The following is a 22,819-nucleotide window of genomic DNA, read 5'->3' as shown; positions in this document are numbered from 1 at the left end:
GGGATGCCTGTCTGTTCGGTCGGTCAGGAGTTCTCGTCGTGCAGGACGACGTCGTCGAGGTGGATCGCCGGGCGGGCGGGGTCGTGGTCGATGATCGTGACCACGAGCAGGACGTGGTCGACGGACTTGGCGCCGATGACGGCGGGGACGTCCTCGACGACGCCGAGCCAGGCCCAGCGGCCCGTCGTCTCCGCGGTGAACCGCAGCGGCTGGGCGTAGACGCGCAGGGTGGCGCCGGCGGCGTCGCGGGCGATGAACCGGGTCGCGGCGACGGCGGGCGACCTGCCGGTGGAGCGGTAGCGGAACCTGGCGGCCACCAGTCCCGGCTGGATCTTGACGCTCTGGGTCGCGTCGACCTGGGGGCCGGTGAGCGCCAGGCTGGCCGTACCGGAGAAGGAGGTGCCGCGGACGATCGCGGCCCGGGTGGAGGAGATCGTCCAGGGGGCGGGCGTGCCGTCTTCGAAAGAACCGTTGACCACCCGGTTGGGCGCCGCTCCCGACGCCACGCGCAGGATGAGCCTGGCCAGCCTGGCCTGGTCGCCCGTGCCGGCGGCCGCGGTGGTGAGGCGGTCGTGCAGCGCGCCCCTGTTGCCGTCGCCGCGCACGCGGTCGGCCAGCGTCCAGAACCGGTAGGGGTCGAAGCCGGTCCAGTTCAGGAAGAGCCGCTCGGGTTCGAGGCGGTGGCGCAGGATCGGGTCGGGCTTGACCTCCTGGACGATCTGGATCCGGCGTCTGGCCAGCCGTACCTTCTCGTCGAGGGTGGTCAGGGTCTCCTCGGCCAGCGCGAGCGCCTGCCGGTCCGTCCTCGGGACCGGAACGGGACGGAAGTAGCTGAGGGCCGACGCCTCGTAGTACTCGAAGGCGCGCAGCAGGATCGCGGCGCGTTTGACCTGGGCGGGCGTCTGGGCCTTGGCCGCGGCCGCCTCCAGTAACCGGCGGGCCCGCGCCACCTCGGCGGGCGTGATCTCGGCGAGGTAGTCGGCGAGGTTGAGGGAGAAGTAGGTGCGGTGCCTGCCGAGGGCGAAGAACGGCGTGCGGGGCACGCGCCCGGACCAGAAGGAGTCCCAGAGCTCGTAGTAGCGCACCAGGTCGGCCGCGCCCGCCGGGCCCACCGCCCGCTCGCACCACTCCCGCAGCAGCGCCCGCACGTCGGAGCGCACGTCCCAGGTCAGCCGCGCGAAGATCCACGCCTTCGGGCCCTCACCCCAGTTCGGGTACAGCTCCGCGTAGTGGAAGGCGACGCCGTTGGCCCTGGCCCACGACCACGCCTGGCGCATGCCGTCGAGGTCGAGCCTGGGCAGCGTGTACGGCGTGCCGTAGGCGTAGTCGTACCACCCGATCCTGGTGGCCACCCGCCGCCAGGCCCTGGTGTGCCGCCGGTCGATCTCCCTGCCCTCCTCGTTGGCCCAGATGTACCTGTCGCGGGTGAGGAAGGGGACCACGCTGGGGTGCAACGGGAAGGGCGGCGGATCGACGACGTGGGTGTAGGCCAGCAGGCCGATGGTCTTGCCGGGGAACTCGGCGGCCACCCGCTCGGCGACCGCGTTGACGAAGCCGTAGTAGGCGCGTGAGGCGGAGGCGTAGCCGAAGGAGTTGAGCGCGGGCTCGAGCTCGTCCTCGCTGTAGCCGTTCAGGTCGTTGGCGCCCAGGGAGATCGAGGTCGCGGCGGGGTTGTCGCGGAAGAACGTGAGCACGTACTCGGCGGCGCGGTCGACCACGTCCTTCCGGCTGTAGCGCGGCTGCCATCCGGTCGTCTGATTCGCTCCGGGGAGCACGGTCTTCCCGTCCTTCAGCGGGTAGTAGTCGGGATGGAAGCCGGGGAGGTCGGGATTGGCGTACACCTTGGGCGGGAAGATGGCCGCCATCTTGTGGTGGAACTCGACGGGCCAGTGCGCCCGCGCCGCCCTGGAGGCCCACCGGAGGTTGATGTCGGCGCTGTCCCAGCCGTCGCCCTTGCCCAGGTCGCTGAAGACGCGCATGGAGAAGGCGGGCGTGGTGGACAACCGCTCCGCCGGTACGGCGAGGTCGCCGCGGGCCGGCACGTCCTCGCCGTCGGGCCCGGGGAACAGCCAGCGGACTCCGGCGTAACGTTCCAGGAACTCGTAGACGCCGAACCTGGTGCCCCATGAGCTGGCGCCGGCTATCACCAGGCCGTCGGCGTCGGGGCTGATCGCGAAGCCGTCGCCCGACACGTCCGCCGGTGGCGGGCCGCCGAGCCGTACGCTGGTCTGGCCCGCCGGGGCCTGGCCGGTCGTGATGGGCAGGCGCGCTCCGGTGGACTTCTCCACGTAGTCGGCCAGGGTCTTGGCGGCGCTGGTCAGCTGGGCGTCGGCGGCTTCGGGAAGGACGATGACGGCGGTGGCCGTACCGGCTCGCACGAGGAAGAGTCCGGCCGACGCCCGCGCGGGCACGGCCAGGAAGGCCGGGAGCATGGCGCCCATCTTGAGGACGGTTCTGCGTTTCACAACTACCTCCGCGACTGGCTACCTGCTGTAACCCGCGGCGATGCCTTCGATCAGCCGCGTGCCCATCCACAGGTAGAGCATGAGAAGCGGGATCACGATGATCGTGATGCCGGCGAAGAGCACCGACCACTGGGCGCCGGTGTACTGCATGGTCTGCATGAAGTGCAGGAGCGACAGCGAGATCGTCGTCTTGTCCTGGAGCAGGACCAGGGCGAAGAGCGTCTCGCCCCAGTGCGAGATGGCCTGCAGGACGAACAGGGTGAGCAGCCCCGACCGGGTCAGGGGCAGCATGATCTTCACGTAGGTGCGGGTGGGCGAGGCGCCGTCGATCGCCGCGGCCTCCTCGAGCTCGCGGGGCAGCGAGGCGAAGAAGGCCGTCAGGAAGAAGACGGCGAAGGGCACGCTGGTGCCGATGAAGACGATGACCAGCCCGGTCAGCGAGTTGACCAGGCCGAGCTTGTCGAGCGCCACGAAGATGGGGATGAACAGGGTCTGCGCGGGGATGCCGAGGCCCATCGCGAAGAACACGGTGGTGGCGTTCGACCAGCGCCAGCGAAACCGGCTCAGCGCGTACGCGGCCGGCGCCGCGATGACGACGGTGACCACCCCGCTGACCAGGACCAGGATCAGCGAGTTGAGCACGCCCTCGCCGAACTTGGCCGCGTCCCACGCCGTGGCGTAGTTGGACCACTGCGGCGAGGCGGGCAGCCCCCATGGATCGTTGAACACCTCGCGTGTGGTCTTCAGCGAGCTGAGGAACATCCACAGGACGACGAGCATGTCGAACACCGCCAGCGACCACGCGGCGGGCATGGCGATGAAGAACAGGGGTCCACGTGAGCGCCGGGCGCGGGACATTTTCATGATCGACTCCAGTCCTTCAGTAGTCGACGTCGTCGCGACGCTGGGTGGCGTGCCGGGCCAGAAGCGTCAGCCCGACGGTGAGGACGAGCATGAGCACGGCGCAGGCCGCCGCCATGCCGAATCCGGCCTCGCCCTCCGAGGGGAAGGCCGTGGCGTAGGAGTAGAGGGAGAAGTTCCAGATCTTGGTGGAGGGCAGTTGCCCCGTCGCGCCGGAGAAGGTCAGCAGAAACTCGAAGACCTTGAGCGCGCCGATCATCCACAGCACCATGCAGACGCCGACGACGTCCCACATGAGCGGTAGCGTCACGTACCTGAAGCGCTGGAAGGCGCTGGCGCCGTCGAGGTCGGCCACCTCGTAGTAGTAGCGGGGGATGCGGTCGGTGGCCGCCATGAAGATCACCGTGTAGCCGCCCGAGCTCAGCCACACCATGCCGAGCATGATGGTCTTGAACGCGTTGTCGCTGGACAGCCACTCGGGCACCGAGCCGAACCCGATCGCGCGCAGCCCGGCGTTCACGAGCCCGTCGGGGTCGTACATGAACCCCCACAGGATCGAGATGACCACTCCGGGGATGAGGGTGGGAAAGAAGATCACCGCTCTGACGAACTTCCTGCCCACCATGTCCTGGAGCAGCATCGTCAGGACGAAGCTGAGCAGGAACACGCCCGCGCCGACCCCGAACACGATGAGGAAGGTGTTGACGAACGAGGTGTGGAAGACCGGGTCCTTGAACATCCGGGTGTAGTTCTGCAGCCCGACGAACTCCATCGGCCCCACGCCGGCCCACTTGTTGAAGCTGATCCACACCGTGAAGACGGTGGGCGCGATCATCACCAGCAGGTAGATCACGAGCGACGGCATGATGAACGGGGCGAGGAGGCGACGCCGGCTGCGGTCGAGCGGGCTGCCCTGGTTCTTGCGGGCCGCTCGTTCCGCCTGCCGGTCTTCCGCGCGGGTTTCGACGAGCGTGTCGACCACCATGAAACCTCCGTGGGTTGTGACCGGGGTGTGGGGATCGCGCTGCCGAGGTTGTGATCACTTCTGTCGGGGCGATGGAAGGAAGTCTGTGACCGAAACCCAGCTAATGTCAACAGGCAGAATTCATGTTTCATTTGATGCAACCGACTCGCTACACCTGACCCGGCGGTGGTAGAACCCGCCGGGTCAGGCGTTTCAACAGTCGGCACAGACCGTCGTTCAGCGGGTCATGGCTGCGGCGTCAGCGCGTCCGCGTAGCCGAAAAGCGCGGGAAGGCCCCCGGTGTGCACGAAGACCACTCGCTCCCCCGGCGCGAGCAGGCCCCGGCTGCAGTGGTCCAGCAGGCCGGCGAAGCCTTTGCCGGAGTAGACCGGGTCCAGCAGGATGCCCTCCGCCGCGCCCAGCGTGGCGATCGCCGCCAGGCTCTCGGCGCTCGGCACGCCGTAGCCCTCGCCCACGTAGCCGGTCAGGTTGACGACGTCGGCGGGCTCGATGGCGCTCGCCAGCCCGAGCAGTTCGGCCGCGCCCCTGGCCAGCGCGGCGATCTGGGCAGGGGGCAGGTAGGCCTCGTGAGCGGCGGTCATCGGGTTGACTCCCACGACGCGGGTCGGCAGCCCGAGCAGCTCGCAGCCCAGCTGGAGCCCGGCCTGGGTGCTGCCCTGGGAGGTGACGAAGATCCAGTCCGGCGCCTCCCCCGCCTCCACGATCTCGACGAGGGCCTCGACGTAGGCGAGCGCGGCGAGCGTCAGGCTGCGGGTCGCCCCCATGCCCACCACGTACGGCCGGCGCCCCCGCTCGCGCAGCCGCGCCGCCAGTTCGTCCTTGCGCCGCGTGCTGCTCTCCGCCGGGTCGATCGGGGTGATCGTCGCGCCCAGCAGGTGCGAGACCAGGTGGTTGCCCTGGACCGGAGCGCTCATCGCGTCCCGCTTGGGCAGCAGGAACACCTCCAGGCCCAGCTTCGCGCCGGCCGCCGCCAGCTGCCTGGAGTGGTTCGACTGCGAGGCGGAGCCCTGGATGACGCAGTCGGCGCCCTGGGCGATCGCGTCGCCCAGCACGTACTCGTGCTGGCGCACCTTGTTGCCGCCGAAGGCCAGCCCGGTGCAGTCGTCGCGCTTGACGCTGATCGCCGAGCCCTCGGCCGCCGACAGCCTCGGGCAGGCGTCGAGCGGGGTGGGCAGGTGCGCGAGCCGTACCCGCGGCAGGCGGGCGAGCCGCTCCCTCACCGTCGTGATCATGTTTCCTCCATGGTTGACGCGATGGGCGCCGATCCTTACAGTCAGGGACGCCATTCACAATCGAGGACCGCATTCACATATGTGGAGGAGATCGTGACACCAGGCCGATGGATACGATGCGGCAGCCTCGTCGACGGCCACGGAAAGTCCCCGCTCACCGACATGGCCGTGGAGGTGAACGGCCCGCTCATCGGCCAGGTCATCCCCTGGGCACAGGCGCCGGACGGCGCCCGCGCGCACGCCGTCGACCTGTCCGGGCACACGCTCGCGCCCGGATTCGTCGACGCCCACGTGCACCTGCTGTTCACCGCCCGCGAGACCCACGCGGCGACACGGGCCGCCATGCGGGCCGCGACGCCCGCGCACCTCGCCTTCACCGCCGCGCGCAACGCCGCCGAGTGCCTGCTCGGTGGCGTGACGACCGTCCGCGACTGCGGCGACCAGGACTTCCTCACCCTGGAACTGCGCGACGCGATCGCCGCCGGCCTCCTGCCGGGACCGCGCGTGCTCGCCGCCGGACCGCCGGTGACGGTCACGGGCGGGCACCTGTCGTGGTGCGGGAAAAGGGCCGACTCCCCCGACGAGGTACGGCGGGCCGTACGGGAACTGTGCGCCGCCGGCGTGGACCTGGTGAAGATCATGGCCAGCGGCGGCAACATGACCCACGGCTCCAACCCGCGCATGCCGCAGTTCGACGAGCACGAACTGCGCCTGGCCGTGACCGAGGCGCACCGTCTCGGCCGCAGGGTGGCGGCGCACTCCCAGAGCGCCGAGGCCACCCGCCGCTCCGTGGCCGCGGGGGCCGACACCGTCGAGCACTGCGGCTGGAACCTGCCCGACGGCTCGGCCGAGCTGGACCCGCGGACCGTGGACGCCATGGCGGAACGGGGCACGTGGGCGGTGCTGACCTACTCGGGAAGCACCCGGCCGATGCTGCCCGAGTACGCCGGCCACCCGTCCGGGGAACGCGCGGCGGCACTGGCCCTGTCCGCCACCGGTGACCTGCACGGCGACTACCGGTGGGCGCGCGCCATGCGCGATCGCGGAGTACGCATGGCGCTCGCCAGCGACGCCGGGGTCCGCTACACCCCGTTTCGCGCCTTCACCGACAGCATCAGGTGCGGCATGGTCTCGCTGGACCTCCGCGCGGCCGAGGCCATCGGCCTGGCGACCAGGCAGGCCGCCGAAGCGCTCGGCATCGCCCACGAGGTGGGTAGCGTCGAGCCGGGCAAGCAGGCCGACCTGGTGGTGCTCGACGGCCTCGTGCACGCCGCCACCACCAGGATCGGCGCCGTCCGCCAGGTCTGGCGCGCGGGCACGCCGGTGGTGGATCACGGCAAGCTCACCCTGCCCACCGGCCCGGAGGCGCACGATCCTCCTCGCGGAGGATGACACGCGGTATGACCAGATGCTTCGTCACGACTTGCCTCTCACAGGCGTTCACATGCGGTGAGGCACATCGTTTCAGCAGGTAGCCGCCATATTCTTCGCCAATCCGGATGAACCGCCGGGGCTATCCCCCTCCGGAGGACCTCCTCCCACGGGCGTACAGACCAGCGCCGGGGGGACGGTCTACTTGCCGGCGAAGTTCGTGACGAGCTTGTCGAACTCGCGGTCCGTCAGCGTCCTGTTGAGCTCCAGGAGCCGGTCGGCCATCCAGCCCACCGCGTAACGCGTGGCGGGCTTGCCGGCCTCGACGGCCTCCCGGATCGCGGCGGCGACGACGCCCGGGTCGGAGCCCTGGGTGTCCTCGCCGAGCTGCGACTCGGCGCGCTCGGCCATCGCCTCCGCCATGGCGCCGTAGGCGGTCGCGCCGGAGATCTCGCGCAGGTCCCGCGGCGTGTGGTCTTCGAACTCGGTCTTGATGATGCCGGGCTGGACGATCACGACATCGATGCCGAACGGCTCGACCTCCATGCGCAGGGTGTCGGAGTAGGCCTCCAGCGCGTGCTTGGTCGCGTAGTACCAGCAGCCGAGCGGCAGCGCGATCTCGCCCCCGATGGAGGAGATGTTGATGATCGTGCCGGACCCCTGTTCGCGCATGTACGGCAGGGCGAGCTGCACCAGTCGCGCGGGTGCGAACACGTTGACCTCGAACTGGTCGCGCGCCTGGTCGATGGAGACGTCCTCGGCCGCGCCGTGCACGACGGTCCCGGCGTTGTTGATCAGCACGTCGATGCGGCCCCGCTCCCGGGCGACGGTGCTGATGACCCGTTCCAGGTCTTCCGGCCGGCGTGCGTCCAGCGCCAGCGCGTGCCCGCCGGCGTCACGGATGTCCTCCATCATGTGGACGCGGCGGGCGGCGCCGTAGACGATGTGGCCGGCGCGGATGAGTTCGAGGGCGGTGGCCTTGCCGATCCCGGCGGAGGCGCCCGTGACGATGACGACCTTTTCCATGATGACTCTCCTCTTCGTTCAAAATGAAGGCTAGGATCGCGCTTGTCTTGGGACAACTCACGAAACATATAGACGCAGGCAGACAGCCTCATACTGGTGCAATGAACGTGCAGCTGAGTGCAACAACGGGAAGACTGATCACATGCCAGGAGACCGGCTGACGGCCGAGGAGCGCCGCCGTATCGCCGAGGGGATGGCGGCCGGCCTGACGTACGCGGAGATCGCCCGCAGGCTGGGCCGCTCCAGGTCCACCGTCACCCGCGAGATCGCCAGGAACGGCGGCCCGCACGGCTACCTGGCCGCCCGCGCGCAGCACGCGACGAGCTGGCGCGCCCGGCGGCGCAGGCGCGCTCCCCACGCCGGCGACGTCCCGGGCGCCCACGCCGGTGACACCCCCACGGTCAGGGAGTTCGAAGAGCGGTTCGTCGCCATGATGATCGAGACCGGGATGGCGCCCATGACGGCGAAGGTGTTCGCCGCGCTGTTCATCAGCGAGGGCGGCAGCCTCACCGCCGCCGAGCTGGTCCAGCACCTTCAGGTCAGCCCGGCTACCATCTCCCATGCCATCAGATGGCTGGAGCTCAGGGAGATGGTCACCCGGGAGCGCGAGGCGCGCCGGATGCGGTACGTCGTCGACGTCGACGTCTGGTACCGCACCTGGGCGGCCAGCGCCCGGTCGATGGCGATGTGGGCCGCCACCACCCGGCACGGCGCCGGGATCTTCGGCCCCGACACCCCCACGGGCGACCGGCTCCACACCACCAGCCAGTTCTTCGAACTCCTCGGCCACGACATGGCCCAGGCGGCCGAGCACTGGCGCCAGGCCCTTTCCATGCACCGCCGGCGGTGAACGCGCCGGCTCCGGCAACCCCCTGGGACGCGTACCGTGCGCGGATGGCCCGTGGTCGAAGGATGAGCGGATAGAGAGGCCGTCGGCGTCCGGATGGGCGGCATGCGCCCGCTTCGCAGCCGAGACGACCTACGGGATCCCGCTGGATCCGGATCCCGGAAGACTGGACACCCGCCGCCCGATGCCACTTGGCGTGCCGGTGGACGACGTGTCCGACGACCGGCTCCCCGGGGGAGTCCCCGGTGCGGGCGGCGGCAGACCGTGCACCGTGGTCGCCACGGTCACCGGACCTCGATCGCCGGCCGCCGGGCACGTATCCGAGCCGGGCCTTCCTGCCGCAGGGATCGGCCGGGCCGGCGGATCCGGCCCGTGACCTCGGTGAAACCGGCGCGGACCACACTGAGCAGATGCGTCTCCTTTTCGCGCTGCTGGCGCTGATCGCCCTGTCCGGCTGCGGCTCCGGCGCGACGCTGAGCCAGGCCGTCATCGACCGGGCCGCCCGGCAGGGTGTGGCGCCCGAGCTGATGTACGTGGTGGAACTGCCCGGGTTCACACTGGCCGAGCAGTCGGTGGGCGCGGTCGGCGACGACGGGTTCGGCGCCGTCTACACCTCCGCGGACGGCGGGCAGGTGGAGTTGCGGGTCGACCGGACACCATACAGATGTGTGGGGACCTGCGAGCGCGATGGCGACGGCTGGTACACCGAGCACGAGGGCCGTCAGGAGTACGTCGCGGTCCGCGCCAGCCACTACGTGCGGCTGGTCTGCCAGGCCGGGCAGGTGGACCGGGCCGTGCTGAAGCGGGCGGCCGAGGAAGCCAAGCCGGCCGTCGGCGACGGAACACCCTCGCCGCCTCCCAGCCCCGTCGAACGCGGCGACCTGCCGCGCGACGGCGACGGCGCGCCGATCCAGCCGACCGGCCCCGGCGGCTGAGCCACCCGACGGGCCTGCCACCGCCTGATCAGCCGTTGCAGGGCACGTCAGCGAGGTTGATTGGAATTGATTGTCTTTTCCGCGCGCCCTGAAGCCAATCAACATCCGGGTGGTAGACCGAGATCGACCCGCACTCCGTCGCACAGAGGAGATCCATGAAACGGATGATGAGCCTGGCCGTCATCGGCGCCGTGGCCGCCACCCTGTCCGCAACCGGTCCCGCGCAGGCCGAGCCAGTCCTCCAGTCGAGCGCCACCGCCTCATGCCCCAGCGGGGCGGTGTGCCTCCAGGAGCCGGACGGCTCCATAGCGCGCCGGAACATCTGGTACTCGTACGGGGCACACAATCTGGTGAACGTGTACGGCACCAAGATCCTCATCAACAGCCAGACCGGCGGAGCCGGCTTCCAGATATGCAAGGGCTACAACGGCGCCGATTGTTACCCCGTGCAGCGCGCCACGGGTGCCTACGGCGCGTACGACTTCACGCCCATCAACTCGATCGTGCTGGTGCGATAGCCGCGCCGGTCCCCGATGGAACGGAGCCGTGCGGCTCGCCCTCCTCGCGGAGGGCGCGCCGCACGGTGCTGGTCAGTCCGCCGGCAGGATGATGAACGAGAAGTCCGTATGTATCCGTCGGACGAGGGATATTTCGGATTTTATGCGGCGCTCGGTCTCGCCCCTGCTGATGCCCAGCCCCTGGGCGATCAACCGGTCGGGCCGGACGGGAACCGGGTCGGCGAAGGACACCTCCACCTTCACCGGCCAGCATGGATCCGGCCGCTCCGGCGGCGTGACGAGGCGCCAGGCGTCCGTCCAGTCCAGGGTGAAACGGTTGCGCCGGGCGAAGAACGGGTCGAGCAACCAGCGCGCGACCAGCTCGGAATCGTTGTTCTCATACGCCCGAAGGTCCGCGACCGAGCGGGCCGGAGTCCGCTCGTGCACGGTGAGTTTGCCGGTCCGGTCGCAGGCGGCGCAGCGGACCAGCAGCCAGACGTCGAGGAGCTTGCCGTTGGCGTTGACGCGGAAGCGGCCCTCGCCCGTGGTGGCGGACGCGGCCCCGCAACCGGCGCAGCGCAGCGTCAGCAGGGGCAGGCGGGTGCGCCGGACGATCCAGGGCAGCACGACATGATCGATATGGGGTTGTGAAGACATGATCTCTCTGAAGACCTGACGGGCACGCCGAAGCAGCCGGCGGCTGCGCGGCGTCGGGAAACGGGGTCAGGTCTAAAGAGCGGGCGGGGTCAAGCCGGTGTCCTCACGTCGATGGCGTGACCGCACCCTAATACCGCGTTCGCGGCCCGATCAACGCGTTTTCACGTGCGGATCATGAGCCGGTGTGGAGAGTCCGGAAGCGGCCGGGTTCCGCGGGATCCCGGTCGGCGACCTGGATGGGCGGCCAGGCCCACTGCCAGACGCCGATACCCGGTGTGCGGGAGAACCGGATCTGGCCGCGGGTGCCCTCGACCGCCACGTGCGGCCAGGATTTGGCGATGCCCGGCCGGTCCACGCCCTGGGAACGCAGCACGCCGGCCAGGACCGTGATCGTGTCGTAGCCCTCGAAGGCGACGAAGGACGGCGTTTCGGCCAGCCGTTCGCGGAGGGCGGTCTCGACGCGTGCTCCCAGGGGGCTGAGGCGCTCGGGCAGGTAGCGCAGGAACGGGATCGCGGCGCCGTCCTCGCCCAGCAAGCTCGCCCATCCGGCGAACTCCGGCTGTCCGGCCGGAGCACCGATCAAGATCCCGGACAGGCGCGGGTCGCGGCGCACGGCCCTGACGATCGGCACCGCCGGGTCCGGGTGGCCGACCAGGAGCAGGAGGGCGGTGGCGCCGTTTCCGGCGAGTTCGTCGCACACGTCCGCAGGGGCGAGCGTGCCCATGTCGAGGTCGATGACGTCGAGGTGTTCCCGGAGGATGCGGGCCCCCGACGCCCAGTAGACACTCGGCTGGGCGGCCACGGCGATGCGGCTGTGGCCCGCGCCGAGAAGGAAGTCCGCGTAGATCCGCCAGCCGCGGGACTGCGCCGGGGCCAGGCGCGCGACCCAGTCCGTCGGCTGTTCGGTGAGCGCGTCGAGAACCGCCGACGAGCAGAGGTACGGCAGGCCGAGCGCGTCGGCCCTGGCGGCGACGGCACGGGCGACGACGCTGTGGTACTCCCCCGCCAAGGCGGCCACGCCCAGGCCGGCCAGTTCGTCCACGGCCGCCGCGGCCTTCGCCGGATCGGCCGCGGTGTCCCTGACCACCAGGTCGAGCGGCCGTCCGCCGATCCCGCCGGTGTCGTTGACCTCACCGGCGGCCAGTTCGAGTCCGGCGAGCAGGTGGCGGCCCGCTTCTGCCCATCCCGGCCGGGTCAGCGGAACAAGAGCTCCGACCCGGACGGGCGATGCGTCGGCAGGTGGTGTGTTCATGTGGTGGTGTCTCCCGTGCGGCCCGGACCTTGGTACTGGTGTGCTCGCCTATTCAACGCGCACGAGGGCCGGAGACGTCAAGCTCCCCGGCGGCTATCAGGTGGGTGAGCAGGCCGTCCAGGAGCGCGGAGGCGGGCGGGCAGGTCAGGCCGGCCCCCGCCAGCGTGCGTTCGGTGCGGGAACAGTCGAAGCCGGGGCCCTTGGCCTGGCCGTACTCGGTGAAGGAGCGGGGGTAGGCGGCCACGGGGAGGGGTTCGCCGGCCGCCAGCCGCGCGCGCACCTCGGCCCGCCAGCCGGCGCCCGGGACCAGCCGCAGCGTGAGGCCGCGTTCCCGCAGACCGGCGACGATGTGGGCGGAGCTGAGCGTGTGCGGGTTGTAGTAGTGGAAGTCGCCGGTGGCGCCGCCGCGGGCGAGGTGGATGATCGCCGCCGCCACGTGGTCCACGGGCGTCATGTCCAACCGCTCACCGTCGGGGACGGCGCCCAGCGTGACGCAGGTGGCGAGGAACCTGCCCAGGAAGTCGCCGGGCGGGCAGGCGCCGGTGGCGGTGTCGCCGCTGATCCTGGCCGGTCGATGGATGCCCACCGGCAGCCCGGCCTCCCGGGCCGCGGCGGCGAGCCGGTCGGCCGCCCATTTGCTCTGGTCGTAGCCGGGGTGCAGCAGGTCGGGCTCGGGCAGCGGGTCGTCCTCGCGCACCACCCGCTCCCCCGGCGCCAGGTGCACGCCGAGCGTCGAGACCAGGTGCACGGGGATCGCGGCCGTGGCGGCCAGGCGGAGGATCTCCAGCGTGCCGCCGACGTTCGCCGGTCGCAGTCCCGCGTACGGCTTGGCGAAGTCCACCAGGCCGCCGCTGTGCACGATGAGGTCGAGGGTCCCGGCCAGGTGGCCGAGCCGCCCGGCGAGTCCATCCATCGCCAGGTCACCCGGTTCTGGCACGATCGTGCCGGCCAGGTCGGGTTTCCACAGGCCGTAGCGCTCCAGGTTGGCCCGCAGGCGAGCCGCCGGATCGGACCCTCTGACCAGGCAGTGCACGGTGATCCCCGCCGAGGCCAGCCCGGCCAGCAGGTACGCCCCCAGGAACCCGGTGCCCCCGGTCAGCAGCACTCGCCGGGGCCCGGTGACCCGGACCGGGACCCGGGAGACCACCAGGTCGTCCGGCAGCACCGCGTCGGCCCGCACGTCCGGCCCGCGCACCGCCTGCCGTCCAGGCGGGCGGCCAGTTCGGCGAGGTCGGCGGCGGCGAAGAAGACGTCGAGCCCGACCGGCCGCCCGGTGCGCGCGGCGATCCGGCCGGCGGTCTTGGGCGTGAGCAGCGAGTGGCCGCCCAGGTCGAAGAAGTTGTCCCGGCGCCCCACGGGCACGCCGAGCGTCTCCTCCCACACCGCGGCGACGGTCCGCTCGGTGGGAGTGCGCGGGCTCTCGTACGGCACCGCCTCCACCTCGGGCAGCGGCAACGCCCGGTAGTCGATCTTCCCGTGCGGCGTCATGGGCACCGCGTCGAGCATGACCAGGTCGTGCGGCACCATGCCGGCCGGGAGCTTGCCCGCCAGGAAGGCGCGCAGCTCGGCCCGGGTGATCCGGTCCCCGGTGAGGTAGGCGACCAGCCGCCCGCGCACCCCGGTGACCACGGCCTCCCGTACGCCTTCGTGAGCCAGGCAGGCCGCCTCGACCTCGGCCGGTTCGACCCGCACGCCGTTGATCTTGAGCTGCCGGTCGTCGCGTCCCAGGAACTCCAGGTTCCCGTCGGCCCGGCGGATGGCCAGGTCCCCGGTGCGGTAGACGCGCTCGCCGCGGAAGGTGACGAAGCGCTCCGCGGTCAGCTCGGGCCGCCCCAGATAACCTTCGGCCAGGCACGGCCCGCCCACATACAGCTCGCCGGGCGCCCCGATGGGCGCGAGCGCGCCGTGCCGGTCCAGGACGTAGGCCCGCACGTGCGGCAGCGGAGTGCCGATCGGCAGGTGGGGACGCGGGCCGAGTTCCGACCCGTCGACCGTCCGGTAGACGGTCGCGCACACGGTCGCCTCGGTGGGGCCGTAGTGGTTGAAGAACGACAGGCGTCCGCCGGTCAGCCGGGCCCAGGTGCGCAGCCGGTCCACGGGCACGCTCTCGCCGCCGACCATGACGGTGGTCAGCGGGCCCGGGTCCACCGCGTCCCGGCCGGCCAGGTCGTCCACCCACTGCCGCCAGAGCGCGGTGGGCGTGTCCACCATCGTGATGCCGTGCCGGGCGCACAGCTGCAGCGCCTCCGGTCCGCTCAGCGCGAAGGGCGAGGGGTGCAGCACGATGGCGGCGCCGCTGAGCAGGGCCGGATACAGGTCGCCGGCCGAGGCGTCGAAGCTGAGCGGCGGCACCATGAGCACCCGCTGGCCGGGGCCGAATCCGTGCAGGTCGATGAAGGCCCGCGCGAGCCGTACGACGGTGTCGTGCGCCACGACGACGCCCTTCGGCGCGCCCGTGGAGCCCGAGGTGTAGATCACGTAGGCGGGACCGTCGGACGGCTCGCGCGGAGGCGCGGGCAGGTCTCGCTGAGGCGCGGGCAGGTCGCGCACCGACGTGCCGATCGCGACCGCGGCGCCGCAGTCGGCCATGAGCGCGGCCAGCCGGTCGGCGGGCTGATCGGGGTCGAGGGGCACGTAAGTCGCGCCGGCCTTGAGGGTGCCGAGCAGCGCGACGATCGCCTCGGGGCTCGCCTTGAGGCACACGGCCACGCGCGCGCCGGGCCGTACTCCTCGCTCGCGCAGTTTCCCGGCCAGGTCGCCCGCGCGCGCGTCCAGCTCCGCGTAGGTGAGCACGTCGCCGGGCGTGATCACCGCGGGCGCCTGGGGTGTACGGCGGGCCTGCGCGGCGATCAGCTCCTCCAGCCGGAGCTCCGGCTCGGCCAGGGGCGCGCCGGAGCCCAGCAGCATCGCCTGTTCTCGCGGCGCGAGCATGTCCAGCTCGCTCAGCCTGGCCTCCGGCCGGGCGGGCATCTCCCGCAGCAGCCGTTCCAGATGCGTGGCCAGGCGGGCCACGGACTCGGCGTCGAAGCGCTCGGTGCTGTAGGTGATCACCAGGTTGAGCGCGTCCGTGCCGACGACCACGTCCACGGCCAGGTCGAAGGTGGCCCGCTCCGGTCCGGTCCCCACCGTCTCGCCGGCCAGTTCGCCCAGCCGCAGCGGCTGCTCGCCGACCAGCCCGAGCATGAGCATGGTCTGGAATATCGGCGTACGCGCGGGATCGCGGCCCACCCCGAGGTCACCGACGACCTGCTCGAAGGGCACCGCGGCGTTGGAGAACCCGCGCAGCAGCCGCCTGCGCACCCCTTTGAGCAGTTCGCCGACGGTCGGGTCGCCGTCCAGCGCGGCGCGGACGGCCAGAGTGTTGATGAACAGGCCGAAGACGTTCTCGAACTCCTCCTGGTCCCGTCCGGCGACCGGGGTGCCGACGCAGAAGTCCTCCTGGCCGGTGTGGCGCATGAGCAGGGTCTGGTAGGCGGCCATCACCACCATGAACGGCGTGCACCGCCGGGCTCTGGCCAGTTCGGCGACGCCGTTCCAGACCTCGATCGGCATCGTGTGGACGAGCTTGGCGCCCGCGGTGCTCCTGACCGCCGCCCGCGGCCGGTCGGCCGCCAGTTCCAGCACGGGCGCCCCGTCGAGCTCGGCGCGCCAGAACGCGCGCTGCTCCTCGTGCTCCTGCCCGCGTCGCGCCGCGGCGTAGTCCCGGTACGGCGGAGCCTCCCGCGCCGGCGGCGCCTCGCGACCCGCGGCGAAGGCGGCGTAGAGCTCGTCGAGCTGCGGGAACATGACACGTTCCACCGACCAGGCGTCCCCGATGAGGTGGTGCATGGTCATGACCAGCACGTGATCGGCAGGTGTGAGCCGCAGGAGCGAAGCCCGGAACAACGGCCCCCGGGCGACGTCGAAGGAGGCGTCGGCCCTGGCTGAGATCAGGTCGCCCAGCCCGGCCTCGTCCGTCTCGACGACCTCCAGGTCAACCGGTACGGCCGGCCGTACCTCGGCCACGGGCGTCTCGTCCACCTCGGGGAAGACGGTGCGCAGCGACTCGTGCCGGGCGGCCAGCTCGCCGAGGGCGCGGGAGAGTGCGGTGACGTCGAGCTGGCCCCTCAGCCGGGCCGCGACCACCATCGTGTAGCTGGAGTCGCCGCCGGCCAGGCGGTCCAGGAACCACATCCGCTCTTGCGCGGGTGACAGGGTGGCGAACATCGTGGCCGATACTCCCTTTGCGGGTGCGTGCGTTCTGACCCCGGACCTGACAAATTTTCTTATAGGAAAGTTTCCTATTTGTTTGTTAGCGTGATGCTACACAGCTCCAGTGGACGTGGACAATGGACGGGCTCCGTTGAATCTGATCGTGCACTTCGATGGCCTGCCGGACCGGCAGGGCGCGCTGACCATGGGCCAGGCGAACATGGCGCGCTGCGTGCGCCGGGATCCTCCCGAGCACATGAACTTCCTGATGATCAAGCGCGTGCCACGGCGGATCGGTCTCGACCGGATCGCCGACGCCACCCTCGCGCTGCTGTCCCGGCACGAGGGCCTGCGCACGACCTTCACCGCCGACACACAGCACGTGCACGGCAAGGGCGCGCTGGAGGTCGTGGTCGTCCCCGACCACGGCGGTCCGCCGATGCGCGCCGCCGAGGAGACGGGCGCGCTCCTGCGCGCCCCGCGCTTCGACCTCGAAGGCGAGTTCCCGCTGCGCATGGCGGTGATCTGCACGGAGGCCGAGCCACGCCTGGCGGTCTTCGTGCTCCCGCACACCGCCGTGGACGCCATCAGCCTCGCCCACCTGCTACGCGAATGGGAGACGCTCCTGCACGGCCGGCCGTTGCCCGGCCCCGAACCCACCCAGCCCATCGACCTGGCCGACGGCGAACGCACCCCGGCGGCGCTGCGCCGCGCCGAGGCGGCACTCGAACACTGGCGTACCGGCCTGGCCAGGTCGCCGCAGACGATGTTCCCGATCGCCTTCGACACCGAGCACGCCATGGTGGCGCGACTGCGCGTCCGCTCGGCCGCCGTCACGCCCTGCCTGGAACGTGCCGCCGCCAGGACCGGGGCCAGCCCCTCGATGATCGTGATGGCCGCGCTCGGCACCCTCGTCGGCCACCGTACGGCCCAGCCGACCTGCCTGCTGGCCTCCCTGTCGAGCAACCGCGCCCACCCCAGGCTGCGCACGCACATCGGCCCGCTGGCCCAGGACGCCCTGGTCGTGACCGATCTGCGCGCCGCGACCTTCGACGAGCTGATCGCCCGCTTCCGGGTGGCCGCGCTCGCCGGGTACCAGCGCAGCCGCTTCGACTCCGAGGCGCTGTGGGAGGCGATCCACGCCATGGACGCCGAACGCGGCACCCGGTACGCCAGGGACTGCGTGTTCAACGACATGAGCGCCCAGGTGCCGCCCGACGACGACGAGGACCCCGTCGACGAACCCGAGCTGACCTGGCTGCCCGAGGCGGCGCTGCCGGCCAACCTCTCGCTCTGGATCAACCGGCTCGACACCGTGCTCGACCTCACCCTGTGGGTCAACCCGGCGGCGCTGTCCGGGGACGAGGCGGAGGCGTTCGGGGCGGGGCTGGTCAGGCTGCTGACGGCGGCGGGCGATCGGGTGGTGGACGTCGCCGAGATCGGGGCGGTCACCGGGGTGGCGGCCATGCCGTACGGGCCGGAGTGGGTGCGTTCCGGCACCTCGTGGGTGCGGCCGGAAGCCGTCCGGCGGCTGGTCGAGCGCGCGGTGCCCGGCGCGACGGCGAGCGTCACGCTCGACGGGGACGGCACGTTCACCTGCCACCTCGTCACCGGCACGGCCATCACCCCGGGCCAGGTGCACCGGGCCTGTCTGGACCTGCTGCCCGGCCACCCGGACGCCGTCGCCCCCCGCCGCTACGTCATCGAGCCCCTGGAGTGAGGGACCGCAGGACTGGGCAACGCCGCGATCACCCCGGCGAGCACCGGCAGCCCGATGGCCAAGAGGAGGACGACGCTCATGATCACCAGCGAAGGGTGGGCGCCCCCGCGGGAGAACCGCGGGGGCGCCGGTGCCGGTGGCTAAGGGGTGAGGCGGACGGGCAAGGGGCTCGCGCCCAGAGCCGACACCTCCACCGCCGTGCGGACATAGGTGGTGTAGCCGGACGCCGACACCGTCAGGTTGCGGACGCCGGCGGCGGCGGGCAGCCGGTAGTGGCCCGAGGCGTCGGTGACGACGCCGGGGCCGCCCGCGGTGACCGTCGCGCCGGCGATCGGGGTGCCGTCGGTCTTGGTCACCCTGCCGACGATCACCGGCGCCGCGACGGCGGGCGCCGCGATGTCGAACGTCAGCACGGTGAACGAGTGCGCCGGGAAGGTGTGGGCGTTCACGCTGGTGGTCGTGGTGGTCGTGGTCTGGATGGCGGTCGGCTGCCGCCAGGTGTTGCGGTCGAGGTAGCCGGGCGAGCCCACCGTCGAGACGGTGGCGGTCGAGCCGACCGTTCCCGCTCCCGCGAGGTTGATCGTCGCCGCCTGCGCGGCCGACGGATCGCGGTTGACGACCGACACGTAGAGCTTGGTGCCGTCCGCCGATCTGGTGGAGGTGACGTCGAGCATCGGCACGCCGTTGCGGGCGGGCAGGTTGCCCATGGCGGGGGCGTTGTAGGTGGGCCCGGTGACCGTGGTGGGCAGCAGCAGCGGCCCGTGGCGGTCGGCGATCAGCTTCTGCACCAGGTACGTCGGGGTGACGAAGCTGCCCCTGTTGCCCAGCCGGATGGCGCTGCCGTCCCAGAACTCCATGAGGGTCGAGGCCGCGTTCACCTCGTTGACGTCGCTTCTGCGCATGAACAGGTTGAGCAGCCCGGCCTCCTGCAACGCGCCCTCCAGGCTCCTGGACCTGCGGTGCTCCTCGTTGAAGTACATGGCGTTGTGCTCGGTCACCGCGATCTTGATGTCCCGGCTGGTGCCGTTGAGGATGGTGTCGGTGACCGTCGCCATGCGGTCGCCGATCACCGCGGGCGCGCCGACGGAGGCGGCGTAGACGGCCGCGCTGTCATAGGCCTGCGGCAGCGGCTGCGGGCTGTAGTAGTGGATCGACAGGTGGTCGAGCTTGGATCCCGCGTTGGCGATCATCGTGGTGTTCCAGCTCTGGTCGTTGTTGGTGCCGTCGCCGCCTTCGCCGATGAAGGTGATCGTGGCGTCCTTGGCGGCCATCGCGTCGCGGAAGGTCACGTAGCTGGCGGCGAAGGCCGCCGCGCCGGTGTGACCGGGCGTCCAGGAGCCCCACACCTCGTTCCCGATCTCCCACGTCTTCACGTCGTACGGCGCGCGCCCGCGTTTGGCGCCCCAGGTGGTACCGGCGGCGCCGTTGGTGTACTCGACCCAGTTGGCCGCCGTCGCCGCGGTCCCCTGACCCCAGTTGACGTTGAGCACCACGGGGATGTTCAGCGCCTCGGCCAGGCCGAGCACCTCGTCGGTGCCGACGTCGTTGGTCATCCACCCGGCTTCCCACTGCCCGTAGTACATGGGCGGGCGCTGGTCGCGGGGGCCGATGCCGTCGCTGAAGGTGTAGCTGTCGGCGATGATCCCGCCGGGCCACCGGATCGAGCCCGGGTTGAGCGCGGCCACCCGGTCGACGAAGTCCTTGCGCCAGCCGCCGTGCACGACCTCGGCCGGGTCCTTGGGCATGACTCCCGCCATGTCGATCCAGAGGGTGCCGGTGCCGGCCGTACCGATGAAGAGCTTGGCGTAGCGGTCGGTGACCGACGGGGTGAGCGTGACCGTGTGCTTGGACCACGTGCCTGCGACGCCGGTGACGTTGGCGGTGGCGTAGGGCGTGTAGCCCGGCGAGTCGCCGGTGTCGGGGCCGAGCGCGAGAGTGACGGGCGCGCTCAGCCCGGTCTGCTTGAGGTAGACGCTGACCTCGTACGCGCGGCCGGCGGTGAGGGCGATGCCGCCCTGGCTGATCCCTCTGCGCCCGCTGGTGTGCTGGACGTCGACGCGCTGGGCGTAGCTGCCGTTGGAGGCGGTGCGCTCGCGCTCGTAGGTGGCGACGTCGGTGTGCCCGTCGGGACGCCAGGCGTTGTCGGTGCGCCACCAGGTCAGGTAGTCCCACTTCGTCACGCTGGTGCCGTAGCCGTAGAGGAAGGCGTGGTACTCGGTGTTCTGCAGGACGGCGGGCTTGGGGAGGCTGTGGACGAGACGGCCGTTGGCGAAGAAGGAGACGGTGTCGCCGACCTCGACGCGCAGGGTGACGGGCAGCGAGATCGCCGGGCCGGTCCACGGGGTGACGCCGTCGCCGAAGACGCGCAGGGTGCCCGCTTCGACCCCGAATTCCAGATATTTCGAGAAATCGCCGCGTCCGGTGCCCGCGTACAGGTTGAGCAGGCCGTTCACTCCGGTGTAGGAGTCGAGCTTGGCCTCGACCGCGTAGTCCTGCACGTCGCTCTCGACGAGCGGCTGGGACATGAGGCCGTAGCGGCTTCCGGCCGCCCCGTTGATCGTCATCTGGCTGTTGGCCGCGCCCGCGCTGCCCCAGCCGCCTTCGAGCGTGGTCGGTGTCCAGGCGCCCGAGACGCCGCCGCCCTCGAAGTGGTTGTCCCAGCGGTCGAGCATGTGCACCTGGCTGACCTTGACCTCGTCCCAGACGGTGGCCGAGGTGCCGAAGCCGTACAGGAAGAGACGGAAGTCCTGGTGGGGGACGTCGGTGCGGGTGGCCAGCTCGTGCACGCGCACGCCGTTGACGAAGAACCTGAACAGCCTGCCGTTGGACCAGTACGGGCTGACCTGCACGCTCAGCGTCGCGGGCAGGGTGACCGCGCCGCCGGTCCAGTTGCCGGTGCCGTCGCTGGTGAAGACCCTGGCCACGCCGCCCTCGACGCCGAACTCCATGAAGCGCTCGAAGCCGCCGGCGCCGCCGTAGACGTTGATGAGGCCGTTCGTGCCCGTGACGCCGTCGAGCCTGGTCTCGATCGTCGTCCAGTCCACGGAGCTGTTGGCGATGGGGTCGGACAGCAGGCCGTAGCGTGACTGCGCGCCGCCGGTCACGGTGGCGCGGCCGCCGCTCACGCTCACGCTGCCGTTGGCCGTGCCCTCCAGGCGGGACGGGGTCCAGCGGGGCGACAGGGAGGTTCCGGAGAAGGAGTCGTAGGTGCCGTCCGGGGTGAGGGCGAGGTAGTCGGCGGTGACCGTGCCGCTCCAGCCGTACAGGAAGGCCCGGTAGTCGCCGGGCAGGCCGGTGAAGCCCGTCAGGGTGTGCACCAGCGTGCCGTTGTGGAAGAAGCGCAACGTCCGCGCGGTGCCGTCGCGGCCGGAGACGTCGACGCGCAGCACCGACGGCGTGGTGGCCGCGCCGCCCGTCCAGGTGGGGCGGCCGTCGGCGTGGACCTTCAGCACGCCGCCCTCGATGGCGAACTCGGCGAAGTTCGTGAACGCGCCGGAGCCGCCGTAGACGCTGAGGATCGCATTGGCGCCCGTGGCGGAGACGATCCTCGTCTCGACGCTGACCGTGGCGTACCTGCTGCCGGGGACCGGGTTGGACATGATGCCGAAGCGGCCGGGCTGGGCGGCGGTGATGGCCGCGGTGCCGCCGGAGACGGTGAACGTCCCGGCGGGTGCGCCGTCCAGGCTGGTGGGGGTCCACTTCGAGCGGTCGGCGGTGTCGAAGCCGTCATAGAGGGTACTGCGGGCGGGTTCGGTCTCCAGGGAGCGGTTGGCGACCTTCTCGGCCCAGGCGTTGTTCATGGAGTCGGAGGCCCACTCCATCATCTGGCCGGTGACCGACGGCTGGACGACGCCGATCGGCTTGCCGGCGTCGACGGAGATGACGTTGGCGTTGATGGTGGCGGCGGCTTCCGCGGTGGCGCCGGTGAGGGCGATATTTCCGCATAAAAGGGCTAGGCAGGCAAGGACGTGCTTCACCATGCGTGGTACCTACTTCATTCCGGTGGTTGCGATGCCTTCGATGAAGCGCCGTTGGACGAGCAGGAACGCGGCGACCATCGGCAGGAGGGTGAGCACGGCGCCGGCCATCAGCAGGCCGTACTCGATGACGTGCTCGCCCATGAACAGCGCCAGCCCCGCGGGCAGCGTCTGCATGTCGGTCTCGGTGGTGAACACCAGCGGCCAGAGCAGGTCGTTCCAGTTGTACATGAAGTGGAACAGGCCCAGCGTGAGCAGCGCGGGCCCGGACAGCGGCAGAATCACCCTTCGGTAGATGCCGAACTCGGACGAGCCGTCGATGCGGGCGGCCTCGTCGAGTTCGCGCGGGATCGTCAGGAAGTACTGGCGCAGGAAGAAGATGCCGAACGCGTTCGTCGCCCGCGGCACGATCAGCCCCTGGTAGGTGTTGATCCAGTCCATGGAGCTGAGCAACTGGAACAAGGGCACCAGCGTGACCTGCGGCGGGATCATCAGCAGGAGCAGGATCAGGACGAACACCGCGTTCTTGCCGGGGAAGTCCATCCTGGCCAGCGCGTAGGCGGCCAGGGAGTCCAGCAGCAGCGACACCGCCGTCACACCGCCCGCGAACACGACGGTGTTGAGGAACTGCCGGCCGAAGGGGATCCGCTCCCAGATCTGCGTGTAGTGGTCGGTGGTGAAGCCGCCGGGCAGCAGCGAGGGCGGATAGCGGACGATCGCGGCCTCCGGCGTGATCGACGCCACGACCATCCAGACCAGCGGTAGCAGGACCAGCGCCGCACCCACCAACAAGGCCCCATATT

General features: G+C 71.0%; 16 protein-coding genes. 5 read left to right on the top strand and 11 right to left on the bottom strand.

Features of this window, described 5'->3' with window-relative positions; translation table 11 throughout:
- Positions 1–23: 23 nt before the first annotated feature.
- The 4 genes from ACIBHY_RS26115 to ACIBHY_RS26100 form a co-directional block, all read right to left on the bottom strand.
- A complete protein-coding gene (locus ACIBHY_RS26115) occupies positions 24–2,465 on the bottom strand; it encodes a DUF4838 domain-containing protein (protein WP_397307949.1) in 2,442 nt (813 codons plus the stop codon).
- 18 nt (positions 2,466–2,483) lie between these two features.
- A complete protein-coding gene (locus ACIBHY_RS26110) occupies positions 2,484–3,329 on the bottom strand; it encodes a carbohydrate ABC transporter permease (protein ID WP_397250962.1) in 846 nt (281 codons plus the stop codon).
- Between the two features lie 16 nt (positions 3,330–3,345).
- Positions 3,346–4,311, bottom strand: a complete 966-nt coding sequence (locus ACIBHY_RS26105; RefSeq protein WP_397250964.1) for a carbohydrate ABC transporter permease — start codon at positions 4,309–4,311, stop codon at positions 3,346–3,348.
- Positions 4,312–4,535: 224 nt separating this feature from the next.
- Complete coding sequence (locus ACIBHY_RS26100; RefSeq protein WP_397307948.1) at positions 4,536–5,543, bottom strand: D-cysteine desulfhydrase family protein; 1,008 nt, start codon at positions 5,541–5,543, stop codon at positions 4,536–4,538.
- Between the two features lie 93 nt (positions 5,544–5,636).
- Between ACIBHY_RS26100 and ACIBHY_RS26095 the strand changes: the two genes are divergently transcribed.
- The gene (locus ACIBHY_RS26095) at positions 5,637–6,935 is read left to right on the top strand and encodes an amidohydrolase family protein (protein ID WP_397250967.1); all 1,299 of its coding nucleotides are present in this window, start codon (positions 5,637–5,639) and stop codon (positions 6,933–6,935) included.
- Between the two features lie 180 nt (positions 6,936–7,115).
- Here the strand turns inward: ACIBHY_RS26095 and ACIBHY_RS26090 are convergent, their stop codons facing one another.
- The gene (locus tag ACIBHY_RS26090; protein ID WP_397250969.1) at positions 7,116–7,940 is read right to left on the bottom strand and encodes an oxidoreductase; all 825 of its coding nucleotides are present in this window, start codon (positions 7,938–7,940) and stop codon (positions 7,116–7,118) included.
- Between the two features lie 142 nt (positions 7,941–8,082).
- Here ACIBHY_RS26090 and ACIBHY_RS26085 point away from each other — a divergent pair, with 142 nt between their 5' ends.
- The 3 genes from ACIBHY_RS26085 to ACIBHY_RS26075 all read left to right on the top strand — a co-directional run bounded on the left by ACIBHY_RS26085 (position 8,083) and on the right by ACIBHY_RS26075 (position 10,240).
- A complete protein-coding gene (locus ACIBHY_RS26085; RefSeq protein WP_397250971.1) occupies positions 8,083–8,790 on the top strand; it encodes a helix-turn-helix domain-containing protein in 708 nt (235 codons plus the stop codon).
- 407 nt (positions 8,791–9,197) lie between these two features.
- Positions 9,198–9,722 carry a hypothetical protein gene (locus tag ACIBHY_RS26080; protein WP_397250973.1) on the top strand — a complete coding sequence of 175 codons (525 nt, stop codon included), beginning with the start codon at positions 9,198–9,200 and terminating at the stop codon, positions 9,720–9,722.
- A 155-nt stretch (positions 9,723–9,877) separates the two neighbouring features.
- Positions 9,878–10,240: a hypothetical protein gene (locus ACIBHY_RS26075; RefSeq protein ID WP_397250975.1), complete on the top strand. Its 363-nt coding sequence runs from the start codon at positions 9,878–9,880 to the stop codon at positions 10,238–10,240.
- 72 nt (positions 10,241–10,312) lie between these two features.
- On the opposite strand, the gene ACIBHY_RS26070 is transcribed toward ACIBHY_RS26075, so the two are convergent.
- The 4 genes from ACIBHY_RS26070 to ACIBHY_RS26055 form a co-directional block, all read right to left on the bottom strand.
- Entirely contained in the window at positions 10,313–10,846 is a 534-nt protein-coding gene (locus ACIBHY_RS26070) for a DUF1062 domain-containing protein (RefSeq protein WP_397250977.1), read from the bottom strand.
- Between the two features lie 202 nt (positions 10,847–11,048).
- Positions 11,049–12,128 carry an ABC transporter substrate-binding protein gene (locus ACIBHY_RS26065; protein WP_397250979.1) on the bottom strand — a complete coding sequence of 360 codons (1,080 nt, stop codon included), beginning with the start codon at positions 12,126–12,128 and terminating at the stop codon, positions 11,049–11,051.
- A gap of 52 nt (positions 12,129–12,180) precedes the next feature.
- The gene (locus tag ACIBHY_RS26060) at positions 12,181–13,323 is read right to left on the bottom strand and encodes a thioester reductase domain-containing protein (RefSeq protein WP_397307947.1); all 1,143 of its coding nucleotides are present in this window, start codon (positions 13,321–13,323) and stop codon (positions 12,181–12,183) included.
- Positions 13,224–16,334, bottom strand: coding sequence for an amino acid adenylation domain-containing protein (locus tag ACIBHY_RS26055; protein WP_397307946.1), 3,111 nt, complete (start codon positions 16,332–16,334; stop codon positions 13,224–13,226). Before ACIBHY_RS26055 ends, ACIBHY_RS26060 begins: the two co-directional genes overlap by 100 nt.
- A 148-nt stretch (positions 16,335–16,482) precedes the next feature.
- Between ACIBHY_RS26055 and ACIBHY_RS26050 the strand changes: the two genes are divergently transcribed.
- Entirely contained in the window at positions 16,483–18,039 is a 1,557-nt protein-coding gene (locus ACIBHY_RS26050; protein WP_397250983.1) for a condensation domain-containing protein, read from the top strand.
- A gap of 140 nt (positions 18,040–18,179) precedes the next feature.
- Here the strand turns inward: ACIBHY_RS26050 and ACIBHY_RS26045 are convergent, their stop codons facing one another.
- Both ACIBHY_RS26045 and ACIBHY_RS26040 read right to left on the bottom strand, forming a co-directional pair.
- Complete coding sequence (locus tag ACIBHY_RS26045; RefSeq protein WP_397307945.1) at positions 18,180–22,019, bottom strand: alpha-L-arabinofuranosidase C-terminal domain-containing protein; 3,840 nt, start codon at positions 22,017–22,019, stop codon at positions 18,180–18,182.
- A gap of 9 nt (positions 22,020–22,028) precedes the next feature.
- Positions 22,029–22,802: a carbohydrate ABC transporter permease gene (locus ACIBHY_RS26040; protein ID WP_397308016.1), complete on the bottom strand. Its 774-nt coding sequence runs from the start codon at positions 22,800–22,802 to the stop codon at positions 22,029–22,031.
- Positions 22,803–22,819 lie beyond the last annotated feature (17 nt).

The sequence above is a fragment of the Nonomuraea sp. NPDC050547 genome (genome assembly GCF_044457345.1).
Lineage (GTDB): Bacteria > Actinomycetota > Actinomycetes > Streptosporangiales > Streptosporangiaceae > Nonomuraea.
This window is presented reverse-complemented; position numbering and strand designations above follow the sequence as displayed.